An 11847-nucleotide genomic window follows, 5' to 3' on the forward strand; every position below is an offset into this window, starting at 1 on the left:
AAATTCCAAAATTTTTAAATTCCAAATTCCAAGTTGGATTCCGTTATAGAAAACCGAAATGCATTAAATGTATTTCGGTTTTTTAATTTTAATGTGTTAGGCAAATTTTAAAATTTTGATTCGGTATTTGAGATTTGGGATTTGGAGTTTGAGATTTTCAAAATTGGAATTTGGTATTTAAAATTTTGGAATTTTCAAAAAAATTGAATTTAAATTCATTTTTGGGTTTATTTTTTAGTTTTTCAGACAATTGTGTTGATAACTTAAGTGCTTTAAGTCGTAATTTACTGGGTATATAGCTCGCGTTTTTATATATTTGCGTGTTAGACATTAATTACATTTTTTAGAATAAATTATATGAGCGAAGAAATCAAGAAGAACAATTATTCAGCAGATAGTATTCAGGCATTAGAAGGGATGGAGCACGTAAGAATGCGTCCGTCGATGTATATTGGTGATGTAGGGGTTCGAGGACTACACCATTTGGTTTACGAGGTTGTTGATAACTCTATTGATGAGGCGATGGGAGGACATTGTGATACTATTAGTGTCGCAATAAACGAAGATGGTTCGGTAACAGTTGAAGATAACGGTCGTGGTATTCCTGTTGATTTACATAAAAAAGAAGGAGTTTCTGCACTTGAGGTTGTAATGACTAAAATTGGTGCCGGAGGTAAATTTGATAAAGACTCTTATAAAGTTTCTGGAGGACTTCACGGTGTTGGGGTTTCTGTAGTAAATGCACTTTCGGTTCATATGAAATCGACTGTTTTTAGAGAAGGAAAAATCTATGAGCAAGAGTATGAAAGAGGAAAATCATTATATCCAGTAAAACAAATTGGAGAAACAGATAAAAGAGGTACGCGCCAGACTTTTTATCCAGATGATACAATCTTTACTCAGACTACTGAGTTTTCATATGATACACTTTCAGCGCGTATGCGTGAACTTTCTTTTTTGAATAAAGGAATTACAATCACGTTTACAGATAAGAGAGAAGTAGATGAAAAAGGCGAATTTAGAAGTGAAGTTTTCCATTCTCAGGAAGGTCTTAAAGAATACATTCGTTACTTAGATGGTAACCGTGAGCCAATTGTTTCTCATGTTATCAGTATGGATAATGATAAAGGTGAAATCCCAGTTGAGGTTGCCTTAATTTACAATACAAGTTATACAGAGAACATTTTTTCTTACGTAAATAATATCAATACGCACGAAGGAGGAACGCACTTGCAGGGTTTTAGAAGTGGTTTGACAAGAACGCTTAAAAAATATGCTGATGCTTCTGGTTTATTAGATAAATTAAAATTCGAAATTGCTGGAGATGACTTCCGTGAAGGATTAACAGCGATTATTTCGGTAAAAGTAGCTGAACCACAATTCGAAGGTCAGACAAAAACTAAACTTGGAAATAGAGAGGTAGTTTCTCCAGTTTCTCAAGCTGTTGGAGAAATGTTAGAAAATTATTTGGAAGAAAATCCAAATGATGCGAAATTAATTATCCAAAAAGTAATCCTAGCAGCTCAGGCTCGTCACGCAGCGAAAAAAGCGCGTGAAATGGTACAGCGTAAAACCGTTATGGGCGGTGGCGGATTGCCAGGTAAATTATCTGATTGCTCTGAGCAAGATCCAGCAAGATGTGAGGTTTACCTTGTCGAGGGAGATTCGGCTGGTGGAACAGCAAAACAAGGACGTGATCGTAACTTTCAAGCGATTTTACCATTACGTGGTAAAATCTTGAACGTTGAAAAAGCGATGCATCATAAAGTATTCGAAAACGAAGAGATTAGAAATATCTTTACAGCTTTAGGAGTAACAGTAGGAACTGCAGAAGATAGTAAAGCATTAAATCTTGAAAAACTAAGATATCACAAGGTAATCATCATGTGTGATGCCGATGTCGATGGTAGTCACATTTCTACCTTAATATTGACGTTCTTCTTCCGTTTCATGAAAGAGCTTATCGAAGAAGGTCACGTTTACATTGCAGCACCACCTTTGTACTTAGTTAAAAAAGGAAACAAGAAAGAATATGCTTGGAATGATGTTCAGCGTGATCAAGCCAACGAAAGAATGGGAGGAAGTGCCAATATTCAGCGTTATAAAGGTCTTGGAGAGATGAACGCGGAGCAATTATGGGAAACTACAATGGATCCGAATTTCAGAACTTTACGTCAAGTAAATATTGATAGTCTAGCAGAAGCTGATCAAGTTTTCTCTATGTTAATGGGTGATGAAGTACCACCTCGTAGAGAGTTTATCGAGAAAAATGCAGTTTATGCAAATATTGACGCATAAAATGAAAAATTAATAATTTCAATTCGTTTAATTGTTTAAATTTACTAGACAATTAAACGAATTGTCTTTTTAAAGAATAGACAAATAAATTAATAACCGATAAAGTAAAAAATATGAAAGTTACCATTGTAGGAGCAGGAAATGTTGGGGCTACATGTGCAGATGTTATTTCTTATAGAGGAATTGCTAGCGAAGTAGTATTGTTGGATATTAAAGAAGGTTTTGCCGAAGGTAAAGCATTGGATATTACACAATGTGCGACAAATACTGGTTTTAATACTAAAGTATCTGGCGTTACCAACGATTATTCTAAAACTGCAGGAAGCGATGTAGTAGTAATTACATCAGGAATTCCGAGAAAACCGGGAATGACGAGAGAAGAATTAATTGGTATCAATGCGGGAATTGTGAAAACAGTTGCTGAGAATGTGCTAAAGTATTCTCCTAATACGATTATTGTTGTAGTTTCCAATCCGATGGATACCATGACGTATTTGGCTTTAAAAGCTACAGGTCTTCCAAAAAACAGAATTATAGGTATGGGTGGAGCTTTAGATAGTTCTCGTTTTAGAACGTACCTTTCATTAGCTTTAGACAAACCAGCAAATGATATTTCGGCAATGGTAATTGGAGGTCATGGAGATACTACTATGATTCCGTTAACACGTTTAGCTTCTTACAACGGTATTCCGGTATCGCAGTTTCTTTCAGAAGAAGTATTGCAAAAAGTTGCTGCAGATACAATGGTAGGAGGAGCGACGCTTACAGGTCTTCTAGGGACTTCTGCTTGGTACGCACCAGGAGCTTCTGTGGCATATTTAGTTGATAGTATTTTGAATGATCAAAAGAAAATGATTGCTTGTTCTGTTTTTGTAGAAGGAGAATATGGTCAAAATGATATATGTATTGGAGTGCCTTGTATAATTGGTAAAAATGGAGTAGAAGAAATTCTAGATATAAACTTAAACGATCAGGAAAAGGCTTTATTTGCGAAAAGTGCAGATGCAGTTCGTAGTATGAATGATGCCCTAAAAACGATTTTAGTATAATAAAAACGGCAAAAAAGAAAAGAAGCTGCACTTTTGCAGCTTTTTTTTTGAGATTAATTAATAAATAAATTGGTTAATATTTTCGTTAATTATATATTTGCTCGGTTTAAAAAAAAATTGGTAATTCGTGATCTCGTATTTTTGTTTTAAAAAATCATGTCAGGGCTTATTTTATGGGACTTTAAAACAAAAACAAAAATAAAACATAATTAATTTTTAGTAATAATGCAGAATAAAGGACTTATTAAATTTTTCGCAATTCTATTTGCATTGGTAAGTATTTACCAACTATCATTCACTTTTGTGGCAAATGGTGTCAAAAGTGAAGCCAAAGCTTTTGCAGGAGATAATCCTGATAAGGAGCTGAAATATTTAGATTCTATTGGTAAAGAAAAAGTATTAAATCTTGGTTTTACTGATTTCACTTACAATGAAGTGAAAAATAAACAGCTTAATAAAGGTCTTGACTTAGAAGGAGGAATCAACGTAATTCTTCAAATTTCTATTAAAGATGTATTAAAAGGTTTGGCTAATAATTCTAAAAATCCAGTTTTTAATAAATCATTAGCTGATGCATCTGCAAATTTAGAAGGAAACAAAACGTATTTAAATAAGTTTTTTGAAGCTTTTGAAGCAAATTCAAAAGGATCTGTGAAATTAGCATCTCCAGATATTTTCGCTAACAGAAGCCTTCAAGGTGATGGTGGTGTAGATTTTCAAATGTCTGATGCGCAGGTTCAAAAAGTTATCAAAAGAAAAGTTGATGAGTCTGTAGAAAGTGCTTTTAAAGTATTAAGAGAGCGTATCGACAAATTTGGTGTTACACAACCAAACATCCAGAAATTAGGAGAAACAGGAAGAATCTTAGTAGAGCTTCCAGGTGCTAAGGATGTTGATAGAATTAAAAAATTATTAGGTGGAAAAGCTCAATTAGAGTTTTGGGAAACTTATAAAATTGAAGAAATTGGTAATTTCTTAGTATCAGCAAACGAAGCTTTAAAGAAAACTGAAGTTAAAAAGACTGAAACTAAAACAGTTGCTAAAGATTCATTAAATGCATTATTAACAGATGCTAAAGATTCTTCAGATGTTAAAAAAGGAAACAATCCTTTATTTGATAAAATAGTTAGTAATGGTGGTGGGCCAGTTTTAGGTTATTTTGCTCCTAAAGATACAGCTGCTATCAATGATTATTTCAAAAGACCAGAAATTAGAGTATTATTGGCTGCTGACCAACACTATGCAAAATTTGTATGGAGTAAGCCAACAACTATAAAAGATCCAAAAGCTAAAGATGTAAAAAGCGCAGCTGATGTTGAAGTTGTAGAATTATACGCTTTAAAAGGAAACAGAGACAATACTCCAGCAATGAGCGGTGGTGTTGTAACTGATGCAAAAGATACTTTTGACCAAATGGGTAAACCAGCAGTTTCTATGCAAATGAACAGCCAAGGTGCTAAAGTTTGGGAAGAATTGACAGGAAGAGCATTTGCTCAAAAAAGTTACATTGCTATTGTATTAGATGATATCGTATATTCTGCTCCAGGTGTAACAAGCGGTCCTATTGCTGGAGGAAGATCTGAGATTACAGGTTCATTTGATGTAGCTGAAACTAAAGATTTAGCTAACGTATTAAATGCAGGTAAATTACCAGCTTCTGCAGATATTATTCAGTCAACTGTTGTAGGTCCATCTTTAGGACAAGCGGCTATTGATGCAGGTACAATTTCTTCTGTGTTAGGTTTCTTATTAGTTTGTGTTTGGATGGTATTCTATTACGGTAAAGCTGGTTGGTATGCAAACCTTGCATTATTATTAAACTTACTATTCTTATTCGGAATTATGGCAAGTTTTGGTTTTGTATTGACATTACCAGGTATTGCAGGTATCGTGTTAACATTAGGTACTGCGGTAGATGCGAACATTATTATCTACGAAAGAGCGAAAGAAGAATTACGTGAAGGAAAATCTCTTTCTGAAGCTGTTCAAGCTTCTTACGGATGGCATGGCGCAATGCGTTCTATTATTGATGCAAACGTTACTCACGTTTTAACTGGAGCGATCTTATTTATTTTCGGAACAGGTCCTATTAAAGGTTTCGCATTAACATTATTAATTGGTATCGTAACTTCATTGTTTACATCAATCTTTATTGCTAGAATCTTTATTGACAGAAATATCGCTGGAAAAGCTGATTTAACTTTCTGTACAAATATTACTAAAAACTGGTTTACAAACTTCCACTTTGACTTTATTAAAGTTAAGAAATTCACTTATATCTTCTCTTCTATTGTAACAGTAGTAAGTTTAGTTTCTATCTTCTTCGTTAACGGATTAGATGAAGGTGTTGATTTTGTTGGAGGAAGAACTTTCCAAGTTAAATTCGAAAAACCAGTTGATGCAACTGCAGTTTCAGATGAATTATCTGCTGCTTTCGGTACTCCTGTTGAAGCTAAAATTTTAGGCGATGATGATCAATTGAAAATCACTACTAAATATAAAATTAAAGAAGACGGTGTAGCAATTGATGAAGAAGTAAATCAGAAATTATATGCTGGATTACAGAAATACTTCCCAAATACAACTTACGATAAATTCATCAACTCATTTGATGGTAAGAGAGTTGGTGTTTTACAAGCTTCTAAAGTTGGTGCTTCTATCTCAGAGGATATTAAAACTAACTCTTACTGGGCGGTTCTTGGTGCAATGGCAGTTATTTTCTTATACTTAATGGTATCTTTCCGTAAATGGCAATATTCTTTAGGTGCGATTGCAGCTGTTGCTCACGACGTAATCTTTGTATTAGGAATTTATTCATTATGTTACAAATTCATGCCATTCCACATGGAAATGGATCAGCACTTTATCGCTGCGATTCTAACGGTAATTGGTTACTCTATGAACGATACGGTAATTGTATTTGATAGGGTGAGAGAGTTTATCATCGGAAACCGTAAAGGTAGTTTCGAAGATATCGTAAACGCTTCTATTAATACTACATTATCTAGAACATTGAATACTTCATTAATGATGATCATCGTATTATTAACGATGTTTATCTTCGGTGGAGAGTCTATCAGAGGATTTATCTTCGCAATGTTAATCGGTATTATTGTGGGTACTTACTCTTCATTATTTATCGCTACGCCAGTATTGGTTGATACGATTTCTAGTGATGAGAAACACACAATCGAAGACAAACATAATAAAGCATAATTATTGCTCTAATTATATGAAAAGATCCGGCGAAAGCTGGATCTTTTTTTTGTGCTATATTTAAAAGAATTTTAGAATGATTTATGGCAAGAAAATTACTTTTAGTCTTATTGTTTTTTATGGCTATAGAAATGACCGCACAGAAAGATGAATCAAATTTTTCCTTAGGTTTTAATTATGGTTTTGGAAGTGAATTTAGTAATAGAAACTATACGTTTACCAATCAATTTTACAAAGTTCAGCTATATTATAGATTAAAAGAAACAAAGCACTTTCAATATCAGATTTTAGTTCAGCCTGAGATTAATTTTGCTGAACATCAATTATTGAACTTTTATTTTGTTAAACCTGATGCGCCCAATTATCAGCAAAAAAGAGACGAATTTACACGATTAAAAGATATTCACGAATATGTGCTTAATTGTGGTTTTTTAGTGCGTAAACCTATTGGTAAAACGTATTCGCTTTATGTTTTGGGAAGTATTGGTCCGATGATTACAGATACAGAAACCGAGCGAATGTCTAAAGGTTTTGCTTTTGCCGATGTTTTAGCAGTTGGCTTTACTGTAAGCTATGATAAATTTAAGTTTGATATTCGTCCCAGTGTAAGACATGTTTCTAATGCTGGATTAGGAAACAGTAATGCAGGATATAATACAAAGAATATCGAATTTGGTATTTCCTGTCAGCTATAAAAAGAAAATGCCCAATACGTGAGGTATTGGGCATTCTTTATTTATATTGAAAATTTATGACTCTGCTAAAGGATTTCTTTGCGCTCTAATGATAAAGAAAAGCCCTATAATGATAAAAGGTATACTTAGCCATTGTCCTGTAGAGAATAAGCCTAATTCACTTTCGAAACCGCCTTGGCTTTCTTTTACAAATTCTACAACGAAACGAACAACAAATAAAAGCACTAAAAATAATCCGAATAAAAGGCCAGATTTAAGTCTTGCGTTTGTTCTCCAGTATAAAAAGAATAAAATAGCAAATACAAAAACATAACAGAATGCTTCATATAATTGTGTAGGATGTCTTGAAGGAACTTCTGCTAATAATGTTGCAAATTTTGGATCTGTTGCAATTGCATTGTAAGCTTCTTTTGGGTCTGCAATTCCGGTTTTTTGTACTGCTTCGGCTTTGCTAAATGTATCGTGAAGAAAACGGATTCCGAAAGCAGATGAAGTTTCGTGACCTATAATTTCAGAATTAAAGAAATTTCCTAAACGTACAAAAATAGCACCACTTGCAACAGGTATTACAACGCGGTCTAAGATCCATAGTAAAGAACGTTTTAGTATTTTTTTGCTGTAGTAATACATTGCAATAATAATCGCAATTGCAGCTCCATGACTTGCTAATCCTTGGAAACCTGTAAATTGAAATTCAGGTTCGAATTTAAACGGAAGGAAAATTTCTAAAATGTGATTTCTAAAATATTCCCAATCGTAAAAGAAGACATGACCTAAACGCGCTCCAATTAAAGTTGAAAGAACTGTCCAAACAAATAAAGAATCTAGTTTTTCAATCGATTCGTTTTCTCTTTCGAAAATCTTTTTCATTAGGAACCATCCTAAACCAAAAGCAATTACAAACATTAAGCTGTAATAGCGAATCATAAAAAATCCTAAGTTGATTCCCTCAGAAGGATTCCAAACTAAATTTAAGGCGTGTGTCATGTATAAATGTTTTATATAGCTGTAAAAATAAATATTTAATGTAAAGTGCCGCTTTCTAAAAGGTTAATGTTTGTGGTCGCATTTCTTTTCAGGAACAGGATCGTAACCGCTTCTTCCCCAAGGATGACAGCTTAAGATGCGTTTAATGCCTAAAAAACCGCCATAGAACAATCCATGAATTTGCAGCGCTTGAATCATGTAAGTCGAACAAGTCGGCTCAAATCTGCAGGCAGCTGGCGTAAACGGCGAAATAGCAGTCTGATAAAAACGGACTAACAATACAAATGGATATATTAGAATTTTGGATAGCATTTTTTAATAATAATGATTCGATTTTCAAACACTTTTATTTGTTGTCCTAAAAAGAATTATGTTACATCCAAAAATAAATATTCTTATTGAATGCTAAAAGTAGTTCCTTCTTTTCCGTCTTTAAGCTGAATTCCTAATGCAATTAACTGATCGCGAATCTGGTCAGAAAGTGCAAAGTTTTTATCTGCTCTGGCTTGGTTCCTCATTTCGATAAGCATATTTACAACACCATCTAGTTTATCGCTATCACCATCTGCAGCCTTGTCGTCGTTAAGGCCTAAAACGTCATATACAAAAGCATTTACCGCTGTTTTAAAATCAGCTAAATCATGCGCAGAAATAGTTTCTTTGCCATCTTTTAATAGGTTGATGTAACGAACAGCTTCAAACAATTGTGCAATTAAAATTGGCGTGTTGAAATCATCATTCATTGCATCGTAGCAAAGCTGTTTCCAAGCTGCGAAATCTATTGAGCTAGAATTTCCTGCAGTAATATTTGGCAAAGCATCAAGTGCTTCCATTAGTCTTTTGTATCCTTTTTCAGCAGCAACAATGGCATCATCAGAGAAATCTAAAATACTTCTATAGTGTGCTTGAAGCATGAAAAAACGAGTTACTGAAGCCGAAAATGGTTTGCTTAAGATGTTATTGTCTCCGCTAAGAATCTCCCCTGGAAGAATGTTATTTCCAGTCGATTTTGCCATTTTCTTTCCGTTTAAGGTAAGCATATTGGCATGCATCCAGTAATTTACTGGAGCTTGACCAGTACAAGCTTCATTTTGAGCGATTTCACATTCGTGGTGAGGGAATTTTAAATCCATTCCGCCTCCGTGAATGTCAAAATGATTACCAAGATATTTGGTGCTCATTGCTGTACATTCTAGATGCCATCCTGGGAAACCATCGCTCCAAGGAGAAGGCCATCTCATGATATGTTCTGGTTCTGCTTTTTTCCATAAGGCAAAATCCTGCGGATTTCTCTTGTCTGACTGTCCGTCAAGATCACGGGTGTTAGCTAACATATCGTCGATATTTCTACCGCTTAAGATACCGTAATTATTGGTTTCGTTATATTTTACAACATCAAAATATACTGAACCATTAGCAACATATGCAATGCCTTTATCGATTATTTTTTTAATAATTTCAATTTGCTCAATAATGTGTCCTGTTGCTGTAGGCTCGATACTTGGAGGTAAAAAATTGAAGGCTTTTAGAATGTTGTGAAAGTCAACAGTGTAGCGTTGTACTACTTCCATTGGTTCCAATTGTTCTAAACGTGCTTTTTTGGCAATTTTATCTTCACCTTCATCCACATCGTCTACGATATGTCCAACATCGGTAATATTTCGAACATAACGAACTTTATAATCCAAATGAAGAAAATATCTAAAAATTACATCAAAAGACATAAAAGTTCTCACGTTTCCTAAATGGACATTACTATATACGGTAGGTCCACAAACATACATTCCAACGTTTCCTTCATGGATTGGTTTGAAATCTTCTTTTTCACCCGAAAGTGAATTGTATATTTTTAGTGGTTGTGTTGTATATAATGGCATAAAATTTATGTTTAACCGTTTAATCTTTTAGTAAGGATTTATTCTTGTGAAAGATAATATTTTTTGTGTAATTGTTAATTTGTTTAATCGATTAAACAAATTAACAATTTAGCGATTAAACTAGAACTGAGTGTCTAGTTTGATATAATCTAAGAATTCTCTTTTTGTTTGAGCGTCTTTGAATTTTCCGCCGAACTCAGAAGTTACTGTGCTGCTTTCGATATCTTTAATTCCGCGAGAGTTTACACAAAGGTGTTTTGCGTCGATTACGCAAGCAACATCTTCTGTTCCTAAAGCTTTTTGAAGTTCTTGAACAATCTGCATAGTTAGACGCTCTTGTACTTGAGGTCTTTTTGCATAATACTCAACAATACGGTTCATTTTTGATAAACCAATCACGCGTCCGCTTGAGATATAAGCAACGTGAGCACGCCCGATAATTGGCAGTAAGTGATGCTCGCAAGTAGAATAAACTGTAATGTTTTTTTCTACAAGCATTTCGCCATATTTGTAATTATTGTCAAAAGTAGAAGCTTTTGGCTGTTTTGCTGGGTTAAGACCACCAAAAATTTCTTTTACAAACATTTTTGCAACTCGGTTTGGAGTTCCTTTAATGCTGTCATCTGTCAAATCCATTCCTAATGTTTGTAGAATGCTTTCGACATCTTTTTTAATTTTTTCTATTTTTTCTTCATCAGTGATGTCAAAAGCATCCTCTCTTAAAGGGTTTTTTGCATTACTGCTGAAGTGACTGTCACCTATTTCGTCTAAAAAATCTTCGTTATTTATCATTAAGAACTACTATTATAATGTGGTATATCTTTTTAAGGCGGTAAAGATAATTAATAAATAGGAAACCTATTCTATGGTTTTTAGGATTTAATTTCTGCTTTTTGGATATAATTTAAAATTTGAAGATAAATACTATTATTAAAAATAAAAAAGACAATAACGAAAAACGTTATTGTCTTTTTAAAGTGTATTATAATGAATTGATTATCTGTTGTTGTAAACTAATAAAGCCTCCTTTAAAATGTTTACGGCTGTTATCAAATCTTTTTTGTTTAAAACATAGGCAATACGAACTTGATTTAGTCCCATTCCAGGTGTAGAATAAAAACCTTTGGCTGGAGCAATCATTACCGTTTCGCCGTTTAAGTTATAACTTTCAAGTAGCCATTGTGCAAAATCGTCTGAATCTTCTATAGGAAGTTCTGCAATGCAATAAAAGGCACCTTTTGGTTTAGTTACAATAACACCATCAATTTTATTTAATTCAGCGATTAAAGTGTTTCGGCGTTCTTTGTATTCGCCAATTACTTCGTCAAAATAACTTTGAGGTGTGTCTATTGCAGCTTCACAAGCAATCTGTTCAATAGTTGGTGGACTTAAACGTGCTTGAGCAAACTTCATTACTGTTGCCAAAACATCTTTGTTTTTAGTCACCAAACAGCCAATTCTTGCTCCGCACATACTGTAACGTTTAGAAACAGAATCGACCATGATTACGTTTTGCTGTACGTCTTCTAGATTCATTACAGAGAAATGCACATCGTCGCCATCGTATAAAAATTCACGATACACTTCATCAGCGATTAAGTATAAATCATGTTTTTTAATTAAGCTGGCAAGCTGTTTAATTTCTGTTTCAGAATATAAATATCCAGTCGGATTTCCAGGGTTGCAAATCAGAATGGCTTTTGTTTTTGGTGTTATTAATTTTTC

At 33.9% G+C, this 11847-nt stretch carries 9 protein-coding genes; 4 read left to right on the forward strand and 5 right to left on the reverse strand.

All coding sequences use genetic code 11. The features are described 5' to 3' along the window. Positions 1-357: 357 nt before the first annotated feature. From gyrB to B3J44_RS02130, 4 genes are all read left to right on the forward strand, one after another. The gene (gene gyrB / locus B3J44_RS02115; protein WP_198856892.1) at positions 358-2298 is read left to right on the forward strand and encodes a DNA topoisomerase (ATP-hydrolyzing) subunit B; all 1941 of its coding nucleotides are present in this window, start codon (positions 358-360) and stop codon (positions 2296-2298) included. Between the two features lie 113 nt (positions 2299-2411). Next, positions 2412-3347, forward strand: a complete 936-nt coding sequence (mdh, locus tag B3J44_RS02120; RefSeq protein WP_177210401.1) for a malate dehydrogenase — start codon at positions 2412-2414, stop codon at positions 3345-3347. Positions 3348-3572: 225 nt separating this feature from the next. Beyond that, positions 3573-6563, forward strand: a complete 2991-nt coding sequence (gene secDF, locus B3J44_RS02125; RefSeq protein WP_286965397.1) for a protein translocase subunit SecDF — start codon at positions 3573-3575, stop codon at positions 6561-6563. An 83-nt stretch (positions 6564-6646) separates the two neighbouring features. Next, the gene (locus B3J44_RS02130) at positions 6647-7258 is read left to right on the forward strand and encodes an acyloxyacyl hydrolase (RefSeq protein WP_286965399.1); all 612 of its coding nucleotides are present in this window, start codon (positions 6647-6649) and stop codon (positions 7256-7258) included. A 54-nt stretch (positions 7259-7312) separates the two neighbouring features. On the opposite strand, the gene lgt is transcribed toward B3J44_RS02130, so the two are convergent. The 5 genes from lgt to B3J44_RS02155 form a co-directional block, all read right to left on the reverse strand. Next, positions 7313-8245 carry a prolipoprotein diacylglyceryl transferase gene (lgt, locus tag B3J44_RS02135; RefSeq protein ID WP_286965401.1) on the reverse strand — a complete coding sequence of 311 codons (933 nt, stop codon included), beginning with the start codon at positions 8243-8245 and terminating at the stop codon, positions 7313-7315. A 63-nt stretch (positions 8246-8308) separates the two neighbouring features. Next, complete coding sequence (gene yidD, locus B3J44_RS02140; RefSeq protein WP_286965404.1) at positions 8309-8557, reverse strand: membrane protein insertion efficiency factor YidD; 249 nt, start codon at positions 8555-8557, stop codon at positions 8309-8311. Between the two features lie 83 nt (positions 8558-8640). Next, positions 8641-10122 carry a cysteine--tRNA ligase gene (gene cysS, locus B3J44_RS02145; RefSeq protein WP_286965407.1) on the reverse strand — a complete coding sequence of 494 codons (1482 nt, stop codon included), beginning with the start codon at positions 10120-10122 and terminating at the stop codon, positions 8641-8643. 120 nt (positions 10123-10242) lie between these two features. Continuing rightward, the gene (gene folE / locus B3J44_RS02150) at positions 10243-10914 is read right to left on the reverse strand and encodes a GTP cyclohydrolase I FolE (RefSeq protein ID WP_198856898.1); all 672 of its coding nucleotides are present in this window, start codon (positions 10912-10914) and stop codon (positions 10243-10245) included. A 204-nt stretch (positions 10915-11118) separates the two neighbouring features. Further along, positions 11119-11847 (reverse strand): pyridoxal phosphate-dependent aminotransferase (locus B3J44_RS02155; RefSeq protein WP_286965410.1); only part of this gene is annotated, 729 nt, incomplete at its 5' end.

It is taken from the genome of Flavobacterium sp. UBA4854 (assembly GCF_002399805.1).
Taxonomy (GTDB): Bacteria; Bacteroidota; Bacteroidia; order Flavobacteriales; family Flavobacteriaceae; genus Flavobacterium; species Flavobacterium ginsengisoli.

Excerpts from the sequence above, each read along its gene's own strand:
- cysS (WP_286965407.1), bottom strand. The coding sequence starts at position 10,122 with ATGCCATTATATACAACACAACCACTAAAAATATACAATTCACTTTCG.
- gyrB (WP_198856892.1), top strand. The coding sequence starts at position 358 with ATGAGCGAAGAAATCAAGAAGAACAATTATTCAGCAGATAGTATTCAG.
- secDF (WP_286965397.1), top strand. The coding sequence starts at position 3,573 with ATGCAGAATAAAGGACTTATTAAATTTTTCGCAATTCTATTTGCATTG.
- folE (WP_198856898.1), bottom strand. The coding sequence starts at position 10,914 with ATGATAAATAACGAAGATTTTTTAGACGAAATAGGTGACAGTCACTTC.
- yidD (WP_286965404.1), bottom strand. The coding sequence starts at position 8,557 with ATGCTATCCAAAATTCTAATATATCCATTTGTATTGTTAGTCCGTTTT.
- B3J44_RS02130 (WP_286965399.1), top strand. The coding sequence starts at position 6,647 with ATGGCAAGAAAATTACTTTTAGTCTTATTGTTTTTTATGGCTATAGAA.
- mdh (WP_177210401.1), top strand. The coding sequence starts at position 2,412 with ATGAAAGTTACCATTGTAGGAGCAGGAAATGTTGGGGCTACATGTGCA.
- lgt (WP_286965401.1), bottom strand. The coding sequence starts at position 8,245 with ATGACACACGCCTTAAATTTAGTTTGGAATCCTTCTGAGGGAATCAAC.